The organism is Bacillus sp. EB106-04-04-XG123 (assembly GCF_058791855.1).
The window spans coordinates 185,670-208,294 of record NZ_JBYTDZ010000001.1 but is presented as its reverse complement, the minus strand read 5'-3'; the positions used below and the strand labels follow the sequence as shown (position 1 = coordinate 208,294).

The window sequence follows — 22,625 nt, the reverse complement described above, 5'->3', positions numbered from 1 at the left end:
AACATGATATAGTTATGTTCAACTTATCTCGGAATAGAGATTTCTCATCTTATCATTTGCATTGATTAGACGGAGGGAAAACATGTCGACCAAAACAGACAATCGCCATTTATATTTGAAAGTGATTGACCGTATTAAAGAAGATATTCAAACAGGTGTATATGCCGAAAAAGAAAAGCTGCCTTCTGAGTTTGAGCTCTCAAAGCTTTTAGGTGTGAGCAGAGCGACACTGCGTGAAGCCCTTCGTATATTAGAAGAAGAAAAGTATTTAATAAGAAGGCATGGTGTGGGGACTTTCGTCAACTCAAGACCACTTTTTTCGACAGGCATAGAACAGCTGACAAGTGTCACGAAAATGATTGAGCAGGTCAATATGACGCCTGGTACCATCTTTTTATCCTCGCAAGAAGGGGAGCCAACAGAGAATGATGTCATTCGTTTTCAGTGTGATGAATCTGATGGGATTTTTTCAATGGAACGCGTTCGAACGGCAGATGGACAGCCAGTTGTTTATTGTTTAGATAAAATTCCAGTCAAACACCTTCCCGCTTCTTTTACACATGAAGAAGAGTCTCTTTTTGAGCTGTTTGGAAGAGAACCGCACAGCGGGATTAAATATGCGGTTGCGGACATTGAGCCAATTGGCTACCACGATCAGGTCTCACCGATTCTAGAATGTGATCCTGAAACGGCGTTATTATTACTGAAACAAATGCACTATGATCAGGATGATCAGCCGGTCTTATACTCCCTCAATTATTTTCGAGCGGATAAATTCAGCTTTCATGTCATACGCAAACGATTTTAACAAGCAGTCGCTTCCATAGGCGGCTGCTTTTTGTTTGCCATACATAATACTCGTCAAACTTGCCACACTAATACGTAACAGTATATAGAATTGGGTGAATGATGTTGGGCGAGAAAACAGTCAGTAAAAAGAATATCATTGCGTTATCATCAGTCCCTCTAATCATGACACTAGGGAACTCGATGTTAATACCTGTATTGCCAGAGATAGAAAAGAAACTCTCGATCACTTCCTTTCAAGTCTCTCTCATTATTACGGTATATTCGGTTGTAGCAATCCTATGTATTCCAATCGCCGGTTATTTATCAGACCGGATTGGGCGGAAAAAGGTACTGCTGCCGTGTCTTTTAATCGCCGGACTTGGAGGGGCTGTGGCAGCAGTCGCCTCAACAATCATGAAAGAACCGTATATGTGGATTCTTCTTGGCAGGGTCCTTCAAGGTGTCGGTTCAGCTGGAGCGGCACCTGTTGTTATGCCGTTTATAGGAGATTTGTTTCATGATGATGAAGAGGTCAGTGCAGGACTTGGCGCCATTGAAACCTCTAACACAGCGGGAAAGGTCCTAAGCCCGATTATAGGGGCATTTCTTGCTTCATGGTTTTGGTATGTGCCGTTTTGGTTCATTCCGTTCTTTTCGGCCATCAGCTTTCTCATGGTACTGTTCATGGTAGAGTCGGCAAAAAAAGAGGAGGACCCGCCTTCATTTAAAGAATTTTTAAAATCAACAAAGACCATTTTTAAGCATGAAGGACGCTGGCTTTATGCCATTTTTGCAATTGGCGGTTTTATTATGTTTCTTCTTTTTGGTGTGCTTTTTTACTTATCCGATAATCTAGAGGCGGCTTATCAAATAAAAGGTGTCAAAAAAGGGTTCCTGCTGAGTATTCCGCTCCTTTTTCTATCAATCAGTTCCTTCGTTGCTGGAAAAACGATTGGAAAAGAAAAAGGCAAAATGAGAATCTTTTTAATCGCAGGTATGGCTTTGTTATCTCTTTCTTATATTTTTTTATGGTGGAATCACAGCTTTTACGTATTGTTTATCTGTTTAAGCATTGGCGGTGTTGGTATCGGTATTGTGCTGCCTGCACTTGATGCGCTGATTACAGAAGGAATTGAAAAAGAACAGTGCGGTACCATTACGTCATTTTATAGCAGTATGCGTTTTATCGGTGTTGCTTTAGGGCCTCCGATTTTTGCCTATCTTATGGATAAAGGGGATTCCATTGTTTTTATTCTCTCGACCATTTGCAGTCTCATTTCACTATTTTTGGTCCTCTTTTTCATCCAGCCAGATGAAGAGGATGAGAGCGAACAATTGAAAACAGTTTAAATATAGAAAAAAGACGGCATTTTGCCATCTTTTTTCTTTTTTATAAATTGACATGTAAAATTTTGATAGTTAAACTAATGTATAGTAATATCTTTTAAATTATCCCAAATTGGAGGTGTTCAAAAACATTCATTTTCTGTCTTTCTTTAGGCAGAAATTGAGCTCGCGTGCTGATGATGGAGATGTGTTTCTTCAACACGTAAGGACAATTGAATAGGTCATCCTGCCAATTGAAGGAGACGCAGTCAGCACTTCAGACACGCTCAAATACAGCAAATTGATTGATGAACTAGAAGGAGCTTGAAGCAGCTATGTTGCAAATAATTAAAGCAAGATGGATTGTATTAGTGGTGTGGATGATAACAGCTGTGATTCTGTTTATTACTGCGCCCAATTTAGAGGAATTAACAAGAGAAAAAGGGCAATTAAAGGTTCCGGAGGGGACACCAACAGCTGAGGCACTTCACCTATTGGATAAGCTGTCAGATAAGAACGGGAAAAAAGATACAGGTGTGCTTGTATTCTCCGAACAACATCTGTTCCCTGCGAAAGAGCAGGAATTAAAAAAGGCTTTAGCTGCACTCATGACACATGCCCCAGAACTCCACATTGACGGAATTACTTCATATTTTCATGTAGATCCGGACATTCAAAAACAACTTTTATCAAAGGATAAAAGTACACTTCTTGTTCCATTCAAATTCGACCACTACGAAACAAAAGCTGTGAAGATTAAAGAACAAATTGAGGAAGTTTTAAAGCCCTATCATGTCTCATATGAAATAACGGGTCAAAAATTTGTGGATTCAGATGTCATTAAAAGCTCTCAACAAGGTCTGAAGAAAACTGAACTTATCACGATGATTTTTATTTTCTTTATTTTAATTATTGTTTTCAGATCGATATTGGCACCTGTTGTTCCGCTCATTACGATAGGCATTTCTTACGCTGTCAGCCGGTGTATTGTGGCTTTTCTTGTAGAATATACACAATTTCCTCTATCTAATTTTACTCAGATTTTTATGGTAGCCATTATGTTCGGTATCGGAACGGATTATTGCATCCTGCTGTTAAGCCGTTTTAAAGAGGAGATCGGTCAAGGCCGTGATGTCAAAGAGTCGATTATCGTCACGTATCAATGTGCAGGGAAGACGGTATTTTTCAGCGGCTTAGCCGTGTTAGTCGGCTTCTCAAGTATTGGATTTGCTAAATTCCAATTGTATCAATCAGCCGTTAGTGTTGCCGTTGGAGTGGGCGTTCTGCTGATTGCCCTTGTTACCATCGTTCCCTTTTTTATGTCTGTTTTCGGAAAATCTCTATTCTGGCCATCTAAAAGAGAAAACATCCGGCACCCGCAAAGTAAAATGTGGGAATGGGCTGGGCGTTTTTCATTTAAAAGGCCGCTGATCAGCTTAGGTTTAGTCGCTCTTATTACAGTGCCTCCTATTCTGATGTACGACGGCACCCTATCTTATAACAGTTTAAATGAAATTGGGAATAAGTATGAGTCGGTGTCTGCATTTAATAAGATATCAGAGCAATTTGGCTTTGGTGAAGCGCTGCCGCTGAATGTGCTAGTCGAAAGTGACAATAAGCTAGATAATCAAAAAAAGATTGTGATCATTGAAAAACTGACCCGTAAGCTAAATGACATTGACGAAGTCAAAACAGTCCGCAGTGTCACTCGCCCTGTTGGAGACGGACTGAGCCAGCTTTATGTCACCTCTCAAGCGAAAGAGCTGGGAGGAGAACTTGGCAAAGGACATGAAGGAATCGGGAAAATTTCTGATGGCTTGACCGAAACAAATCTGGCTCTTCTCAAACAAAAACCAAAAATTGAAGAATCCGCTCAAGGCATTGACAAGCTGATTGATGGAACGAAAGCAATCAAAAGCGGTATCGGAGAAGTCAGGGAATCCCTTATCTCATTAGAAGATGGGGTGAGGCGCAGTAAAGAAGGCGTCGGTACGATTCGAAGTAAAATCAAAGAAGCGAAAAAAGAATTAGAGCAAGAGTATCGCAGCAGCGAAACGATGATTCAAGAGCTAGAGCAAGTGGTGAAAACACTGGAACGCCATGCGAAATCGAATCAGCAGCTGATGACAACCATTAAGAAAGTAAAGAAATCTTATGAAAATCTATCATTTGAAGCACTAGAAAATCGTCTTCCAGAAGTAAAAGACATGCAAGAATATAAAGAAATCAAGAAAATATTCAAAGAAACAAAAGGAATGCTTGATCAAGCAGGGGATCAAATGAGTGTATATGAAGAGGAAGCCTCTCACTTTAAGCAAAAGATCAAGCAGGCAGATCAAGTGATTCAAACCTTATCAAGCAAGCAAAAAGAAGTAAAACGCCAAGTGCAGGCGCTCATGGATGGGCTTGATCAAATTTATGACGGTCTTGACCAAACAAATGAGGGCCAAAAACAATTGATTAAAGAAATGCCTAAAATTGAAGATGGTGCAGATCAGCTGACAGACGGCCAAAAAGCCATCAAAAAGGGATTTGGCCAGCTTTCATCCAAACTTACATTATTAACAGATGGATTAGATGAGAGTATTGAAGGGCTTGAGCAGGTCAAAAGCGGCTTCACCGAGGCTGACGGCTACTTAAAACAGCTTCAGCAAGCACCAGATGAAGAAATAACGGGCTGGTTTATTCCAGAAGAAGTGCTGAAACGCCAAGAATTTAAGCAAATCTTTCATACGTATATGTCTCCAGATCGTAAATTAACGACTTTTGAAGTCATCCTAAATGTGAATCCATACAGCAATGAAGCGATGAAAGGTGTCGCAAAAATCGAGGAAACTCTTGATCAATATTTACCTGTAAGTGGACTCAAAAATGCCAAATACGGTGTATCTGGTATCTCAAGCTTAAATGTGGATTTAAAAGAAACGTCTGACGGTGACTTTATTCGAACTGTCATCTTCATGTTAATTGGTATTTTTATAATTTTAATTATTTTATTACGGTCAATCGTCATGCCGATATACTTAACACTTTCACTGATTTTAACGTATTTTACATCGATCGGGTTAACAGAATGGATCTTTAAAACATTTTTTGGCTACGATGGTGTCAGCTGGGCTGTCCCATTTTTCAGCTTTGTTATTCTTGTGACACTCGGGATCGATTATTCCATCTTCCTCATGGATCGTTTTAATGAATGGAAGGGAGAGCATGTACAAGCATCGATGATATCAGCGATGAGAAATATGGGTTCTGTCATTATTTCTGCAGTGGCCATTTTGGCAGGTACGTTCGCCGCTATGTTGCCATCGGGAGTATTATCACTTGTTGAAATTGCAACGGTCGTACTCATTGGACTTTTATTATATGCTTTTGTTGTATTGCCGCTCTTTATTCCGGTCATGGTTCGTATTTTCGGTAAATGGAATTGGTGGCCTTTTAGAATGAAATAACAACTGGCGTCTCTGCTATGAGCAGAGGCGTTTTTATTTCCTATCCTTTCCTCTGATTGATATAATGTCTATTAAATGGCTGTTTCACGTATATATCAGCTATGTTCTAATACATAATAAATAGGATGAACAAAGGAGGTTTCTCATGACGTACTTACAAGAGAAGACACTGGACACACCTGGTCTTCATACTCATATTGTCAAAACAGAAAAATTTAAAACCGTGACAATCCTTTTTAAAATGCTTGCACCGTTATCCAAAGATGACGTCACCATGCGTTCTCTTTTCCCGCATGTGTTGTTAAGAGGAACAGAAAAAATGCCGAAAACAGGTGCATTGCGTGCTTATTTTGATGAGCTCTATGGAGCAACCGTTTCGGCAGACATGGCGAAAAAAGGTGAGAATCACATCATTACCTTCCGTCTAGAAATGGCGAATGAAAAATATCTAAAGGATCAAACCCCTTTACTAGAAAAAGGGATTGCCTTACTATCTGACCTATTATTCCACCCGTATGTTGAAGATGGGGTGTTTAGTCAATTATATGTAGATCAAGAAAAACGCACGTTAAAACAGCGAATTCAGGCAGTCTATGATGATAAAATGCGTTATTCGAATTTAAGACTCGTGCAGGAAATGTGTAAAGGTGAACCATATGCACTGCACGTCAATGGTGAAATGGAAGACATCGACGCAATCACCGCTCACTCGCTCTTTGAAGCTTATGAGCATGCGCTTCAATCAAACCAGCTTGATCTTTATGTAGTAGGAGATGTTGACGAACAAGACATCAGCCGAATGGTCTCCCAATACTTTAAAACAAGTGAAAGAGAACCGGTCAAACAACAACAGACTGAATCAGCAAGACCTCAAAATGAACCAAAAGAAGTCATTGATGAAGAGGACGTAAAACAAGGCAAACTGAACATCGGTTTTCGCACACATACAACGATTGCAGATAAAGATTATCCGGCGCTGCATTTGTTTAATGGTATATTCGGCGGTTTCTCGCATTCTAAGCTATTCATCAATGTTCGTGAAAAAGCAAGTCTTGCGTACTACGCTGTGTCTAGACTTGAGAGCTTTAAAGGCTTGATGATGGTCATGTCAGGAATTGAAGTCGGCAACTACCAGCAGGCAGTAGACATCATCAAAGAACAATTTGAAGCGATGCAAAAAGGTGATTTTTCTGATGAAGCAATTGATCAAACAAAAGCAGTCGTCAAAAACCAACTGCTTGAAACGATCGATACGTCTTATGGGACAGCAGAATATTTGTATCAGCATGCCGTTGTGCCAACTGGGGAAACCCTTGATTCCTTTTTGGAAGCATTAGACCAAGTGACAAAAGAGGACATCATCAAAGTGGGTCAGAAAATCGAGTGGGATACGACCTATTTTCTTAAAGGAACGGAGGGTGCTTCATGACAGTGAAAACAATTCAATTCGACCAGCTGCAAGAAACGGTCTATCACGAAAAAATGGAAAGCGGACTTGACGTCTATGTGCTGCCAAAGCAAGGGTTTAACAAAACCTATGCGACCTTTACAACAAAATATGGCTCAGTTGATAATGAATTTGTGCCGCTTGGCAAAGAAGACATGATTCGAGTACCTGACGGAATTGCCCATTTCTTAGAGCATAAGCTGTTTGAAAAAGAAGATGGAGACGTGTTTCATACCTTTAGTAAACAAGGAGCATCCGCAAACGCTTTTACTACGTTTACGAGAACGGCTTATTTATTCTCAAGCACCTCAAATGTCGAACAAAATCTTGAGACACTTATTGATTTTGTTCAGGAGCCTTATTTTACTGAAAAAACAGTCGAAAAAGAAAAGGGTATTATTGGCCAAGAGATTAACATGTATGACGACAATCCGGACTGGCGTTTATTCTTTGGTCTGATTGAAAATTTATATCAAGAACATCCTGTGAGAATAGATATTGCTGGAACAGTAGAGAGCATTGCCCCTATTACAAAAGATCATTTGTATGAATGTTATGAAACGTTCTATCACCCGAGCAATATGCTTCTTTTCGTTGTCGGTCCCGTTGATCCGAAGCAAATTTTAGATCAAGTCAGAGCGAATCAGGCGAAAAAGCCATTTACAGATCAGCCGGAGATCAAACGAAAAGACATCAATGAGCCTGAAGGTGTATACCGGAAAGAATACGAACTACCAATGAACGTACAAGGCTCTAAATGTATGTTCGGGTTGAAAACAAAAAATCCGCATAAAAAAGGAAATCAACTGCTAAAGCATGAGCTTGGGATGAACCTCATTTTAGAGACGCTGTTTGGCAAAAGCTCATTACAATATGAACAGATGTATGAAAAAGGCTTAATTGATGAAACATTCAGCTACGATTATACAGAAGAAGGCGGCTTTGGCTTCACTTCAGTTGGCGGGGATACAAATGATCCTAATCAACTCGCAAAAGTATTAAAAGAAACCCTTCTTCAAGCAAAAAGCCTCATGACAGAGGAGAAAATTGAGCTTGCCCGCAAGAAAAAAATCGGCAGCTTTTTAAAAGCCATGAATTCTCCAGAATACATTGCGAACCAATTTACTCGATATGCATTCTTAGAAATGAGCTTATTTGATGTCGTCACAGTGCTGGAACAAATTCAATTAGCTGATATTCAGCAAATTTTAGATGAAGAAATTGATGAAGAACGGATGTCCGTTTTCAAAGTCGTCCCAAAAACAAAATAAATGTAAAAAGACAAACTCATATCGGCAGAGTTTGTCTTTTTTTATGTTTATTGAAAAAGCCGCTTTATTTGCGAGGATATTCATTGACAATTGTTTTGTTCGTTAGTTAAACTCTTTAATAGTTAAACACTTAAACTAAAAAGGAGCAGCGTATGGAACAAAATAAAATTGCCCAGCTCATCCAGAGGTATACAGATGTCTATCTCATGATGGAGAAAAAAGTATCGAGTATGATCACAGAAAAGCTTGATAAAGAGCTGACGCTTGATCAATATTACTCCCTTCGATACATCAATTTACATCCGGGGTGTACATCAACGGACCTGGCTTATGTATGTAATGTAAACAAAAGTGCTGTAACATCTATGACCAATCGTCTTTTTACGAGAAACTATATTTTTCGTGAACATGATCAAGCTGACAGAAGAAATGTTCACCTGTATGTCACGCCAGAGGGCAAAGATGTAGTCAGCCGAATGGAAAAGCAGCTTCAAGACCTAGTTCGATCTTATTTTGAAAAGCTTGAAGAAAAAGAAATGGAATCATTTATTCAAACATATGAAAAGATCTATCAAGTGATCATCGAAGAGGAGGCACAAAGTACTAATGAGAGCAATCATAAAGGGTAGATGGCTGATCACGATCCTGTGGGTCGTATTAGCGGCAGTGTTACTCATCACCGCTCCTAATATGGCGCAATTAACAAAAGAAAAGGGGCAAATTTCTGTACCAGACGGCTATCCGTCCTCATATGCCAATCAGTTATTAAAGAAAATGTCTGAAAACGGGGATACAGAAAAATCAATCGTCATTGTCTTTCAAGAAAAGAACATTGTGAAAGAAAGAGAAACCTCTTTAAAAAAGGCAATGGACATTTTAGAAAAGGATCAAGATCTCCACATAGAGGACATCACTTCTTACTTTGAAGCCAATAAAGATATTAAAAAACAAATGCTCTCCAAAGATCAAACGACACTTCTTGTTCCAGTTACATATGACTCAAACAAAATCAAAGCATCCGATTTTAAAGAAAGAGTCAATGAAAAGCTGAAAAGCTTAAACCTGAAATTTGAAATGACAGGGCAGCCGTTAATTGATGATGATGTTATCACAAGCTCGCAGGAAGGCTTGAAGAAAACAGAATTCATTACGATTGGGTTTATTCTCGTCGTTCTTGTTCTTGTTTTTAGATCAGCTGTGGCGCCTTTCGTTCCGTTAGTCGCAGTCGCACTCTCTTACTTGGTGAGTCAATCGATCGTGGCTTATTTAGTGAAATATGTAGACTTTCCTCTCTCGACCTTTACTCAGATCTTTATGGTCGCGATCTTGTTTGGAATTGGAACGGACTACTGCATACTGCTACTCAGCCGCTTTAAGGAAGAGATCGCACACGGTAAAGATAAAATTGAGGCGATTCTCATCACGTATAAAACAGCAGGAAAGACCGTCTTATTCAGCGGAATTGCGGTTCTGATCGGTTTTACATGTATTGGTCTGGCGCAATTCCAGCTTTATAAATCAGCTGTTGCTGTAGCAGTTGGGGTTGCGGTGCTCATTGTGGCTCTTCTCACGATTGTGCCGTTCTTTATGGCAGTTTTAGGAAAGGTGTTATTTTGGCCGATTAAAGGCGATATTGCTCACCCGCAGTCAAAAATGTGGGAAACAGCAGGCCGCTTTTCATTTAAGAAACCGCTTTTCAGCTTAATAATCGTAGGAATCATTACACTTCCGCCCATTCTGATGTATAAAGGAACCCTTTCTTATAACAGCTTAGATGAAATTGGTAACAAATACGAATCGGTCAACGCATTCAATACCATTTCTGACAAGTTTGGACCGGGTGAAGCACTTCCGGCAACAGTGGTCGTGAAATCAGCTGATGTTTTAGACAACAATGAAGGGCTGATTGCCATCGAAAAACTCAGCCGTGCAATTGAACAAACAGATGGCGTCAGCAAAGTCAGAAGTGCTACCCGTCCTGTCGGTAAAGGGCTGAGTGATCTGTACGTGAAATCACAAGCCAAGGAACTGAACACAGGGCTTGATAAAAGCAATGAAGGATTGAAAAAAATTCAGGATGCCCTCACAACAATGAGTCAATCCATTGAGGATCAAACGCCGCAAATCAAATCATCAGGAAAAGGGATTAATCAATTGATTTCCGGTACTGAATCTGTGCAAACAGGGATTCAAAATGTTGAAAAATCCTTAAGAAAATTGCAAAACGGCATCGACCAAAATAAAAAAGGTGTAGCAGCCATTAAAAATGAAATCAAAGGTGCGAAAAAGGAATTAACGGCTCAAGTCGCACAAGTGAATCAGCAAGTTTCGCTGTATAAAAGCATTTCTAAAGAACTAAAGGCGGCGTTAGCGCAAGTGGATACATCATCCTCTGCCGCAGCAGATGTAAAAGCGTTAATCAAACAAGCAAATACACAATTTAGTACACTTGAAAAGCAAATCCCGCAGGTAAAAGAAAATCAATCGTATCAAGCGATCAAAGCTTCGTACAATGAACTTTCTGCGACCTTGCAAGAAGGGGCGAAACAGGCAGACAGCTATGCCAAACAAGCGAAAGAAGCTAGAAAGCAGCTTGAAGCAGCTGATGCCTTTATCGCAAAAGCTTCAGAGCAGCAAAAAGTCTTGACTAGTCAAATCGATGAACTCATTGCTGGCTTAGATGCAGTTGAAACTGGACTGGATCAAACGTCTAAAGGCCAAGGACAATTAGCTGATAATATGCCAAAGCTTGCAAATGGAGCGGGCGACATCATTAATGGTCAAAAGCAAATGAAAGAAAAGATTGGCGGCTTTGGGGATGATCTGACAAAGCTGACAGATGGCCTGAACAAAAGTGTAACTGGACTTGAGAAAATTTCGAGCGGCTTAATGGGTGCAGGTGACTACTTAGATGAACTGAAAAATGCACCAGATCAAGACATGGCCGGCTGGTTTATTCCAAAAGACGTCTTAAAAAATAAAGCGTTCAAGCAAGTATTTGATTCATACATGTCAGATGATCGCAAGATGACAAAAATTGATGTCATTTTAGAAAAAAATCCATATGGAAATGAAGCTCTGTCGACAATAAAACAAGTGGAAGCTTCTGTTGAGCGGGCACTTCCTGAAACAAACCTAAAAGATGCGTCATTTGGCGTTTCAGGTGTATCAAGTATGAACGCTGATCTGAAACAGCTGTCAGATCAAGATTTCAATAAGACGGTGCTTTACATGATGATCGGTATTTTCCTTATTTTGGTGATCTTGTTCCGTTCGCTTGTTATGCCGCTGTACTTGGTAGGTTCACTCATATTGACTTACTTTACAGCAATCGGTATAACAGAATTTATCTTCACCCATTTCTTCGGATATCCAGGCATTAACTGGGCTGTACCATTCTTTGGATTTGTCATATTAATGGCGCTCGGAGTCGATTATTCGATTTTCTTAATGGAGCGATTCAATGAATACAAAACAAAAGACATCCAGTTTGCCATGACCGAATCAATGAAAAATATGGGATCTGTCATTATGTCTGCTGCTGTTATTCTGGCAGGAACATTTGCCGCAATGCTTCCATCAGGTGTGCTGTCTCTCTTGCAGATTGCAACACTTGTCCTCACAGGACTTTTATTGTACGCACTCGTTGTGCTACCATTGTTCGTACCTGTAATGGTGAAATTGTTCGGATCAGCCAACTGGTTCCCATTTAAACGAAAAGAATAGGTATCCCATATAGAAAGAAGGAATCAATGTGATGAGTCGTTGGGCGCTGATAACAGGTGCCAGTGGCGGGATTGGGCAGGCAGCAGCCAAAAAGCTTGCCCAAGAAGGCTGCAACCTAATGCTTCATTATCATAAAAATGAACAGGCAGCTATGCGCCTCGCCGCTCATTTGGATGAGGCATATCACATTCAAACGCATGTCGTTCAAGCAGATTTAGCTATAACGGGCGGAGCAGATGAGCTTGTCAGCCGCCTGCCGCTCTGTCCAGATATACTTGTTTTAAATAGCGGCAGGAGCCATGTCGGATTGGTGACAGACACAGAAAAAGATGTATTAGCCAGTATGGTGCAGCTTCATGTCACAAGTCCATATGAGCTTACCCAATCCCTTTTACCTGCCATGATCCAAAAGAAAGCAGGTCATATCATTGCGGTCAGCTCGATATGGGGAGAAACGGGAGCATCGTGTGAAGTGCTGTACAGCATGGTCAAAGGTGCGCAAAATGCGTTTATAAAAGGATTAGCAAAAGAGCTTGCCCCAAGTGGAATTAGAGCAAATGCTGTCTCACCAGGCGCTGTCAAAACAGACATGATGAGTAGTTTTACGCAGGAAGACATCGCAATGCTGGAAGAAGAAATCCCGCTTGGCCGGCTTGCATCGCCTGAGGAAGTTGCAGATGTCATTTGGTTTCTCGCCTCAAAACAGTCAAGTTATATCACAGGTCAAATTTTATCTGTTAATGGCGGCTGGTACTGTTAAAAAACGTGTATAATTCGTCTCTCCATGACAAAAGCTATGGCTGTAATTCATCTTTTCGAATGGAGGAATCGACATGTCTGTACTTGAGAACTGGGACCATTGGAAAAACTTTTTAGGTGATCGCTTAAATCATGCGCAGGATAAAGGTTTAGAAGATGAGACCATCAATAACCTTGCATATGAAATTGGCGGATATCTAGCTAACGAAGTTGAGGCAAAGAACGAGCAGGAAAGAGTACTTGCTGACCTTTGGAGCGTTGCATCAGAAGATGAGCAGCGTGCCATTGCAAATATGATGGTCAAGCTAGTTGAAAATAATAGCTCGCACTAAACAAAAAGAGAGGTCGTTTGTGCCTCTCTTTTTATTTTAACCGTTTCACAACATTGTGCTTTCTAAAAATGTGAAAATGCTTTATGATAAAGGAAGGTAAAAATTTGCCACAATGAAGGGGGTAATATCATTTGGCAAAGCTCGAATGGTATTTTGAATATGAGATACAGGTAAACCGTCCCGGACTTTTAGGAGACATTTCTTCTCTAATGGGGATGCTTTCAATTAATATTGTGACAATCAATGGTGTTGATGTATCAAGACGCGGAATGCTTTTACGCTGTGACCACACAGATCAAATTAAGCGGCTTGAATCAATTTTAAATACAATGGAAACGATAAAAGTAACGAAATTAAGACAGCCAAAGCTTCGTGACCGCTTAGCTGTTCGTCATGGAAGATACATACAGCGTGATGCGGATGACAAAAAGACGTTCCGTTTTGAAAGAGACGAGCTCGGTCTTCTTGTTGATTTTATGGCTGAACTCTTTAAAAAAGAAGGACATAAATTGATTGGGATTCGCGGTATGCCGCGTGTCGGAAAAACAGAATCAATTGTGGCTTCAAGTGTTTGTGCAAGCAAGAGATGGCTGTTTGTATCGTCTACTCTTTTGAAACAGACGATCCGAAGTCAGCTGATCGCAGATGAATACAGCCCAGATAACGTCTTTATTATTGATGGAATTGTGTCGACAAGAAGAGGTTCTGAGAAGCATTTGCAGCTTTTAAGGGAAATTATGAGACTGCCGGCAACAAAGGTGGTCGAGCATCCAGACATCTTTATTCAAAATTCAGAATATACAATGGATGATTTCGACTATATCATTGAATTGCGTAATAGCGCAGACGAAGAGATTACATATGAACACGCTGAAGAACCACAAGTGTTTGATCATTCTGGTTTTTCTGGCTTCGATTTTTAATATGGTAATGGTAGGTGTTTGTTTTGACTGAATTGGGAAAACGGCTCGTTGAGGCCAGAGAGGAAAAAGGGATGTCGCTGGAGGATCTTCAGACGGTTACCAAGATCCAAAAGCGCTATTTGCTAGCAATCGAACAAGGAAACTATGATATTATTCCAGGTAAATTTTACGTCAGAGCGTTTATTAAACAATATGCCGAAGCCGTTGGACTGAATCCTGAACAATTGTTCGAAGAGTTTCGTAAAGATGTTCCAAGCACGTACAATGATGAAGTATCTGATAAATTATCGAATATTAAGCCGCAAAGAGAGCTGCCAAAGCCTGCCTCGAAAGTGCTCGAGCTATTGCCGACAATTTTAATTATTGGAGGCATCATTGTGGTTATCGCCATCATTTATGTGATCGTGCAGGCGGTCAATCATGATAGCGGACAGAAGAATAATCAGGCGGCCCCTCAGCAATCAGAATCTAAATATGAAGTATCTGAGGATTCATCTCTTGCAAAAGATCAAAAGAAAAAAGAAAAAGCTACGTCAGATGATAAAGAAAAATCATCTAAAAAAGATGATTCATCAAAAGACGATGAAACTGTATCTTTAAAGGCGACGAATACAGAAGGCTCGACGACAACGTATGAAGTATCAGGTGCTGACGAAATGGAGTTAACCATTTCTGCCTCCCAAGCTTCATGGCTGCGCGTAAGAGACGAATCTGGAAAAGTGCTGAAGATGGGTGAACTAAAAGATGGCGAATCGTTTAAAACAGACCTTTCTGATCTTTCTCAGGTCGATATCCGTCTAGGCAATGCGTCTGGAATTGATATCAAGGTAAATGACGAGACACTTAAGTACGAATTAGACCCTAAGAACACCATGACACAAAACATTGTGATTGTGAATAAAGGAAAGGAAAAGTCATCTTAAGCAAGTAGATGACTTTTCTTTTGTTCCTACTATTATATATACATAAAAAATTGCATTATTGGAGGATTGGATTTCATGTTTAACTTACCGAATAAAATAACTCTTTCTAGGATCGCCTTGATCCCTGTTTTTATGATCATTATGCTTGCACCGTTTGATTGGGGTGTCGCACGCTTTGGCGACGTCAGCATCGAAGTAACGCACCTTGTTGGAGCGATCCTGTTTATTGTCGCTTCAACAACTGACTGGATTGATGGATACTACGCACGTAAACTTAATTTAGTGACGAACTTTGGTAAATTTTTAGATCCGCTTGCAGATAAATTGCTTGTTTCAGCTGCTTTAATTATACTTGTTCAATACAACCTCACACCGGCATGGATGGCGATTGTGATCATTAGTCGTGAATTTGCTGTAACAGGTCTAAGGCTTGTATTAGCCGGAGGCGGTGAAGTAGTGGCAGCGAATATGCTTGGAAAAGTGAAGACATGGGCGCAAATCATTGCGATTTCAGCACTTTTACTGCATAACCTGCCGTTTGAACTTGTATCATTCCCGTTTGGTGATCTAGCGATGTGGGTAGCGGTGTTCTTCACTGTTGTCTCAGGCTGGGATTACTTTGCAAAAAACTGGGAAGCTTTAAAGAATTCTAACTAAAAAGGACGTGTACGCTTTGAAGTCAGAGAGAAAAGCAGAAATTATTGCAGTCGGTTCCGAACTCTTGCTAGGGCAAATTACGAATACGAATGCACAATTCATCAGCAAACAACTAGCTGAAATTGGTGTGAATGTTTATTACCACACAGCAGTTGGTGACAATCCAGAGCGTTTAAAACAGGCCATTCAGGTGGCGCAGGAAAGATCTAATTTTATTATCTTCTCAGGTGGTCTTGGACCAACCAAAGATGACTTAACAAAAGAAACAATTGCGAGTACGCTCGGTAAAGAGCTTGTACTAAATGAAGAAGCATTTGAATCGATTCAAGACTACTTTCGAAAGACCGGCCGCGATATGTCACCGAACAATCGTAAGCAGGCACTCGTTCTAGAAGGATCAGATGTGCTCGTGAACCGTTTCGGGATGGCCCCAGGTATGTTTGTTCAAGAAGACGATACGTTTTATATACTTCTTCCTGGACCGCCAAGTGAATTGCACCCGATGTTTGAAAACGAGGCAAAGCCGCTGATTTCTGAGAAGCTTGGCTTAAAGGAAAAAATTGTGTCTGTTGTTCTGCGCTTCTTCGGAATCGGTGAATCGCAGCTTGAAACAGACCTAGAAGATTTAATTGATGCTCAAACCAACCCGACGATTGCACCACTCGCATCTGACGGTGAAGTGACGCTAAGGTTGACTGCTAAGCATGAGGATGAAAAAGAAACAGAGCGTCTGTTAAAAGAAACAGAAGCGCAAATTTTAGCGCGGGTAGGAGAGTACTTCTACGGATATGGGGATACATCGCTTGTCCGCGAAGCGTCCAAAGCCTTGCACGAGCACGGGAAAACAGTAGCAGCAGCAGAAAGTCTGACTGGTGGAATGTTCTCCGAATGGCTGACAGATCTCGAAGGGGCATCATCCATTTTGAACGGAAGTGTGGTTTGTTATACAAACCAAGTAAAGCAGCAGGTACTTGGCTGCCGGGAGGAAACACTGTCTTCTTATGGTGCTGTCAGCAAAGAGTGCGCTTTAGAGCTTGCTGAAGGGGTTAGAAAGCTAACCGGAAGTGATATTGGCATTAGCTTTACGGGTGTAGCAGGACCTGATTCCCAAGAGGGTCAGCCTGTTGGAAAAGTATTCATTGGATTATCCACGAAAGACCAGACGGACGTGTTTGAATGGATGTTTACGGGCAGCCGGTCGGGCATTCGAAAGCGCGCTGTGAAATATGGTCTGCATCACTTACTCAACTTATTAAAAGAGAGTTAATTTTGTTTTTTGTTAGGTTTACTCCTTTATAAAAGAGCGTTTTTTTCTAATAGAAAACACTCTTTTCTTAAAAAATCGGCCAAGAAAAAAATCGAATATGTGTTCGTTTTTTTCTTGGCAAATGACGTAAAACAAGGTATAGTATAGATAGTGGAATTGATAAAGGAGGAAACAATAGAATGAGTGATCGTCAAGCAGCCTTAGATATGGCTCTTAAACAAATAGAAAAACAGTTTGGTAAAGGCTCTATTATGAAACTAGGAGAGCAAACAGATACACGTATTTCAACAGTACCTAGTGGTTCGTTAGCACTTGATACTGCGCTTGGAATAGGCGGATATCCCCGAGGCCGTATTATCGAAGTATATGGTCCAGAGAGTTCTGGTAAAACGACAGTAGCCCTTCATGCCATTGCTGAAGTTCAGCAGCAGGGAGGACAAGCTGCATTTATTGATGCAGAGCATGCACTCGATCCAGTTTACGCTCAAAAACTAGGTGTCAACATTGATGAACTGTTACTTTCTCAGCCGGATACAGGAGAGCAAGCACTTGAAATTGCAGAAGCTCTTGTCCGCAGCGGGGCAGTTGATATTGTTGTGATTGACTCTGTAGCTGCTCTTGTACCAAAAGCAGAGATTGAAGGAGACATGGGTGATTCACACGTTGGTCTTCAAGCGCGTTTGATGTCTCAAGCCCTTCGTAAGCTATCAGGTGCTATCAACAAATCAAAAACAATTGCCATCTTTATTAACCAAATTCGTGAAAAAGTTGGGGTCATGTTTGGTAACCCTGAAACAACGCCTGGTGGACGTGCGCTGAAGTTCTATTCATCTGTTCGTTTAGAAGTGCGCCGTGCTGAACAGCTGAAACAAGGCAATGACATTATGGGGAATAAAACGAGAATTAAAGTGGTCAAAAACAAAGTAGCACCGCCATTCCGCATTGCGGAAGTAGACATTATGTACGGTGAAGGGATTTCAAAAGAGGGAGAAATCATCGACCTTGGAAGCGAACTAGATATCGTACAAAAGAGCGGCGCTTGGTATTCTTACCAAGAGGAACGTCTTGGACAAGGCCGTGAAAATGCGAAACAGTTCCTAAAAGAAAATAAAGATATCATGCTGATGATCCAGGAGCAAATTCGCGAACATTACGGCTTGGATACTAACGGAGTAACGCAGCAGGAATCTGAAGAAGCGCTAGAACAATTAGAATTAGAATAAAAATTAAATTAGTATGAAATGATAAAAAAGGCTGAGTGAAAAACTCAGCCTTTTTTATTTTGCAAAAAACTTTCGACAACTTTTTCAGTACTTCATCCGTCTAAAGTGTACAAAATGGCATTTATTTTGGGAGGAAAAAATAATGACAAGCCCGACCCGCAGAGGAACTGCAAAACGCAGAGGGAGAAAACCAAGTCAGAGGGGAAAACTTGTGCTTGTTTTTTTAGCAGCGATGATTTGCTTTACAATGTGGAATGTGCTTCATCGAACTAGTGAAGAAAAAAACCCGTTTCAAAAAACTGCAGTAGCTTTAGAAAACAGCCAGAAAAAAGAAGTCAAAAGGAAAACCACCAAAATATCAAAGGAACAAATCAAAACAGTGGACCGCAATCACAAAATCAGCAGTTATTTAAATAAGATCGGTTTCAGCGGAACAGCCATGATTGTTAGAAATGGAGAAATCATAACAAATAAAGGTTTTGGTTATGCAGACCGTAAACGAAAAATTCAAAATAATCCATTAACATCTTTTTATGTTGGTTCGTCTCAAAAAGCACTGATTGCAACCGCCATTTTACAGCTTGAGGAAAAGGGGAAACTTCAGACAAGTGATCCGGTAAGCACGTATTTACCTCATTTCCCTAACGGACATACGATTACTTTGAAAAATCTGCTTACACATACATCGGGAATAAACGGACATATTGAAGGAAACGGCGCAATTACTCCGGACGAATTAATAAAAGACATAGAACGTCAGGGAATTAATCGTCAGCCGGGCGTATGGGGCTACAAGGATTCCAACTATTCTGTTCTTGCTTATATTGTTGCTGAAGTAAGCGGTGAGTCCTATGAACAATATATAAAGAATCATATTTTTAAACCGGCGGGAATGACGCATGCAGCCTTTTACAAAACATATAAAAAAGAACCTTATCCTGCTGTCGGGTATAAGCTGAAAGGCAGCAAAGCGGTTACACCGTATATGCCCGATCTATCTCAGCTGTACGGTGCTGGAGATATTTATATGAGTGCTATAGATATGTACAAATTTGACCAAGCTCTTATAGACGGCAAACTGTATTCGCAGAAGAGCTATAAAAAGATGTTTACGCCAGGAAGCAGCTCCACATACGGTATGGGATTTTATGTTGATCCCGGTAGCTATTCAAACCATGGTGTCGTGCCGGGCTTCAACATTTTAAACAGTTTTAGCAAATCTGGGCAAACCATTGTTGTTTTGTTCTCAAACATTCAAAATAACACTAAACTGGGTCAAGTGAACAATAAAGTATATCAGCTGCTGAATCAAGAATAATTCTGATCTGCTTTTGCAAACGCTAAGATGGCACGCTTGACAAGTATTTCCGACACAATTACAATGGGAATGTATCACTTGTTTTTCTTAACATGATTGATAACTAATTTAAACTTGACAAGGGCAGTGAGGATCTCATTCCCTGTGAAGGCCCTGTATGTTGAGACACAAAACAATGTACATGCCGACACTTTATTTGTAAAACCAAGTTCATAGCAAGAGGAGGTGAAAATATGTCGCCTACGATGTTTACGATCATCTCCATTTTGCTGAGCCTAATCTGTTTAGTTGTTGGCTACTTTGTTCGTAAAACCATTGCAGAAGCAAAAATATCCGGCGCAAGAAACATGGCCGAACAAATTGTTGAGGATGCAAAGCGTGATGCGGAAGCATTGAAGAAAGAAGCGCTCTTGGAAGCGAAAGATGAAATTCATTCGTTTCGTGTAGAGGCGGAGCAAGAAGTTCGTGAAAGACGAAATGAGCTTCAAAGACAAGAAAACCGTTTACTTCAAAAAGAGGAAAATCTTGATCGCAAAGACGAATCTTTAGATAAACGGGAGTCCCTGTTGGAGAAGAGAGATCATTCTCTGAATGAACGACAACAACATATTGAAGAGATGGAAAGCAAAGTGGATGATATGATTCGTTTGCAGAAAGCCGAGTTGGAACGCATTTCAAGTCTAACTCGAGATGAAGCGAAACAAATCATTCTGGATCAAGTTGAAAATGAGCTTTCCCACGACATTGCAGTCATGACGAAAGAATCTGAAAACCGAGCGAAAGAAGAGGCTGACAAAAAGGCGAAAAACATTCTTTCACTTGCGTTACAGCGTTGCGCAGCTGATCATGTAGCTGAAACAACGGTATCTGTAGTCAATCTTCCAAATGATGAGATGAAAGGTCGTATTATCGGACGTGAAGGACGAAATATCCGTACGTTAGAAACGTTAACTGGTATTGACTTGATCATAGATGATACACCTGAAGCTGTTATCCTATCGGGCTTTGATCCGATTAGACGTGAAACAGCGAGGATAGCTCTGGACAAGCTAGTCCAGGATGGCCGCATTCATCCTGCACGAATTGAAGAAATGGTGGAAAAATCACGCCGTGAAGTCGATGATTATATCCGCGAGATGGGTGAGCAAACGACATTCGAAGTCGGAGTTCACGGTCTGCATCCGGATCTTATCAAAATTCTCGGCCGCTTGAAATTCCGTACAAGTTATGGACAAAATGTCCTGAAGCATTCAATTGAGGTTGCACATCTTGCAGGTCTCATGGCTTCAGAGCTTGGAGAAGATGCAAAGCTTGCAAAACGAGCAGGTCTTCTGCATGACATTGGAAAAGCCATTGATCATGAAGTAGAAGGAAGCCACGTAGAAATTGGCGTTGAGCTTGCGACGAAATATAAAGAGCATCCTGTTGTCATCAACAGTATTGCCTCTCACCACGGTGACCAAGAACCGACATCTATTATCGCTGTTCTTGTTGCGGCAGCTGATGCATTATCTGCAGCACGCCCTGGTGCAAGAAGTGAGACGCTTGAAAATTACATTCGGAGACTTGAGAAATTAGAAGATATCTCTGAATCTTATGAAGGTGTTGAAAAATCGTTTGCGATACAGGCTGGACGTGAAGTACGTATAATGGTGAAGCCAGATTCAATTAATGATCTTGAAGCTCACCGTCTAGCAAGGGATATTCGTAAGCGAATTGAGGACGAGCTCGATTACCCTGGTCACATTAAAGTGACAGTCATTCGAGAAACTCGCGCAGTAGAGTATGCAAAATAGAGCGGTGCGCTTAGCGCCGCTTTATTTTTTTGTGTAAATATGCAACACTGATAAGAAGATCAATTTATAAGAGAAAGGGTTCAAAAGCGCATGAAAATATTATTTGTTGGAGATATCGTCGGTTCACCTGGCAGAGACACACTGAAAGAATACTTGCCAAAGCTGAAGAAAAAATATCAGCCGCACTTTACCATTGTCAACGGGGAAAATGCTGCTCACGGGAAAGGTCTGACTGAAAAAATCTATCATGAGCTCCTGCAAGCAGGAGCTGATGTGCTCACAATGGGCAACCATACTTGGGATAAAAGAGACATTTTCGATTTCATCGATGACGCAGCCCATATGGTCCGTCCTGCTAACTTCCCAGAAGGCACACCTGGAAAAGGTCTCACGTTTATTAAAAAACAAGGAAAAGAATTGGCTGTCATCAACCTGCAAGGACGTACGTTTTTACCGCCAATTGACTGCCCATTTCAAAAAGTAGATGAATTAATTGAGGAAGCATCCAAACGGACACCGTTTATTTTTATTGATTTTCATGGTGAAGCCACAAGTGAAAAGCAAGCAATGGGCTGGTATACAGACGGCCGTGCATCATGTGTCGTTGGAACGCATACACATGTTCAAACAGCAGATAACCGCGTATTGCCAAAAGGAACTGCGTATATTTCAGATGTTGGGATGACAGGACCTTATGATGGCATTTTAGGTGTTGACCGAGAAACGATTATTAAACGATTCAAAACAAGTCTCCCAGTCCGGTTTGAAATTGCAGAAGGCCGCACAACGTTAAGTGCAGTCATCGTAGAAATTGACGAACAGTCGAAAAAAGCTGTCAAAATTGATCGAATTTTGATAAATGATGACCATATTTTCTTTGAATAAATGTTCACATATTTATTTCAGAAAAATATTAATCAGAAAGAAGGAATATGCGCCCTCTATCGTGAATATAGTAAAAATGGTAGGTAGCCTGCTATTTTTGAAAAACATTTTGGGGATGGATTTTCAAAAAATAGCATCATCTAACAAAGATTGTTCTAATGAACACTCACTTATCCATTGTAAATTTAAGGGGGAGCAGAAATGGAAATTTTAAAAGTTTCAGCAAAGTCAAATCCGAATTCAGTAGCAGGAGCATTAGCGGGCGTTTTACGTGAACGCGGTGCAGCAGAAATACAAGCAATCGGCGCTGGAGCACTGAATCAGGCGGTTAAGGCTGTCGCCATTGCAAGGGGATTTGTTGCGCCAAGCGGAGTGGATTTGATATGCATTCCAGCCTTTACTGACATTCTGATCGATGGAGAAGAAAGAACAGCCATCAAATTGATTGTTGAGCCACGATAATTCTAATTTTATTATTTTCAACCTGCTTACATCATGTAAGCAGGTTGTTTTTGTTTACCGCTATACATT

Annotated in this window: 18 protein-coding genes; all 18 read left to right on the top strand. The window is 40.7% G+C overall.

Features of this window, described 5'->3' with window-relative positions:
- The first annotated feature begins 82 nt into the window (after positions 1-82).
- The 18 genes from AC3WTB_RS01060 (at position 83) to spoVS (ending at position 22,556) form a co-directional block, all read left to right on the top strand.
- Positions 83-808: a GntR family transcriptional regulator gene (locus AC3WTB_RS01060; RefSeq protein ID WP_024427014.1), complete on the top strand. Its 726-nt coding sequence runs from the start codon at positions 83-85 to the stop codon at positions 806-808.
- 101 nt (positions 809-909) lie between these two features.
- A complete protein-coding gene (gene bcbE, locus AC3WTB_RS01055; RefSeq protein ID WP_268474532.1) occupies positions 910-2,139 on the top strand; it encodes a bacillibactin exporter BcbE in 1,230 nt (409 codons plus the stop codon).
- Positions 2,140-2,450: 311 nt separating this feature from the next.
- On the top strand, positions 2,451-5,567 hold the full coding sequence (locus AC3WTB_RS01050) for an MMPL family transporter (protein WP_492333209.1): 3,117 nt from the start codon (positions 2,451-2,453) through the stop codon (positions 5,565-5,567).
- Positions 5,568-5,712: 145 nt separating this feature from the next.
- Complete coding sequence (yfmF, locus tag AC3WTB_RS01045) at positions 5,713-6,996, top strand: EF-P 5-aminopentanol modification-associated protein YfmF (RefSeq protein ID WP_492333208.1); 1,284 nt, start codon at positions 5,713-5,715, stop codon at positions 6,994-6,996.
- Entirely contained in the window at positions 6,993-8,285 is a 1,293-nt protein-coding gene (gene yfmH / locus AC3WTB_RS01040) for an EF-P 5-aminopentanol modification-associated protein YfmH (RefSeq protein WP_492333207.1), read from the top strand. The genes yfmF and yfmH overlap by 4 nt, the downstream gene beginning before the upstream one ends.
- Before the next feature lie 152 nt (positions 8,286-8,437).
- Positions 8,438-8,914, top strand: a complete 477-nt coding sequence (locus AC3WTB_RS01035; RefSeq protein ID WP_039178702.1) for a MarR family winged helix-turn-helix transcriptional regulator — start codon at positions 8,438-8,440, stop codon at positions 8,912-8,914.
- Entirely contained in the window at positions 8,892-12,011 is a 3,120-nt protein-coding gene (locus tag AC3WTB_RS01030; RefSeq protein ID WP_492333206.1) for an MMPL family transporter, read from the top strand. Before AC3WTB_RS01035 ends, AC3WTB_RS01030 begins: the two co-directional genes overlap by 23 nt.
- A 31-nt stretch (positions 12,012-12,042) precedes the next feature.
- Positions 12,043-12,771 (top strand): elongation factor P 5-aminopentanone reductase, encoded by a 729-nt coding sequence (ymfI, locus tag AC3WTB_RS01025; RefSeq protein WP_039178709.1) that lies wholly within the window; start codon positions 12,043-12,045, stop codon positions 12,769-12,771.
- 73 nt (positions 12,772-12,844) lie between these two features.
- Positions 12,845-13,102: a DUF3243 domain-containing protein gene (locus AC3WTB_RS01020; RefSeq protein ID WP_024424114.1), complete on the top strand. Its 258-nt coding sequence runs from the start codon at positions 12,845-12,847 to the stop codon at positions 13,100-13,102.
- A gap of 131 nt (positions 13,103-13,233) precedes the next feature.
- Positions 13,234-14,025 (top strand): DUF3388 domain-containing protein, encoded by a 792-nt coding sequence (locus AC3WTB_RS01015; protein ID WP_003211480.1) that lies wholly within the window; start codon positions 13,234-13,236, stop codon positions 14,023-14,025.
- Between the two features lie 23 nt (positions 14,026-14,048).
- Positions 14,049-14,948: a helix-turn-helix domain-containing protein gene (locus tag AC3WTB_RS01010; RefSeq protein WP_059376236.1), complete on the top strand. Its 900-nt coding sequence runs from the start codon at positions 14,049-14,051 to the stop codon at positions 14,946-14,948.
- A gap of 75 nt (positions 14,949-15,023) precedes the next feature.
- Positions 15,024-15,605 carry a CDP-diacylglycerol--glycerol-3-phosphate 3-phosphatidyltransferase gene (pgsA, locus tag AC3WTB_RS01005; protein WP_047202208.1) on the top strand — a complete coding sequence of 194 codons (582 nt, stop codon included), beginning with the start codon at positions 15,024-15,026 and terminating at the stop codon, positions 15,603-15,605.
- A gap of 16 nt (positions 15,606-15,621) precedes the next feature.
- A complete protein-coding gene (locus tag AC3WTB_RS01000) occupies positions 15,622-16,872 on the top strand; it encodes a competence/damage-inducible protein A (RefSeq protein WP_039178717.1) in 1,251 nt (416 codons plus the stop codon).
- 179 nt (positions 16,873-17,051) lie between these two features.
- Entirely contained in the window at positions 17,052-18,095 is a 1,044-nt protein-coding gene (recA, locus tag AC3WTB_RS00995; RefSeq protein WP_039178719.1) for a recombinase RecA, read from the top strand.
- Between the two features lie 142 nt (positions 18,096-18,237).
- Positions 18,238-19,413, top strand: coding sequence for a serine hydrolase domain-containing protein (locus AC3WTB_RS00990; RefSeq protein WP_492333205.1), 1,176 nt, complete (start codon positions 18,238-18,240; stop codon positions 19,411-19,413).
- A 233-nt stretch (positions 19,414-19,646) separates the two neighbouring features.
- Positions 19,647-21,209, top strand: coding sequence for a ribonuclease Y (gene rny, locus AC3WTB_RS00985; protein WP_003211958.1), 1,563 nt, complete (start codon positions 19,647-19,649; stop codon positions 21,207-21,209).
- Between the two features lie 90 nt (positions 21,210-21,299).
- Positions 21,300-22,094 (top strand): TIGR00282 family metallophosphoesterase, encoded by a 795-nt coding sequence (locus tag AC3WTB_RS00980; RefSeq protein ID WP_039178723.1) that lies wholly within the window; start codon positions 21,300-21,302, stop codon positions 22,092-22,094.
- 201 nt (positions 22,095-22,295) lie between these two features.
- Positions 22,296-22,556: a stage V sporulation protein SpoVS gene (gene spoVS / locus AC3WTB_RS00975; RefSeq protein ID WP_003211281.1), complete on the top strand. Its 261-nt coding sequence runs from the start codon at positions 22,296-22,298 to the stop codon at positions 22,554-22,556.
- Positions 22,557-22,625 lie beyond the last annotated feature (69 nt).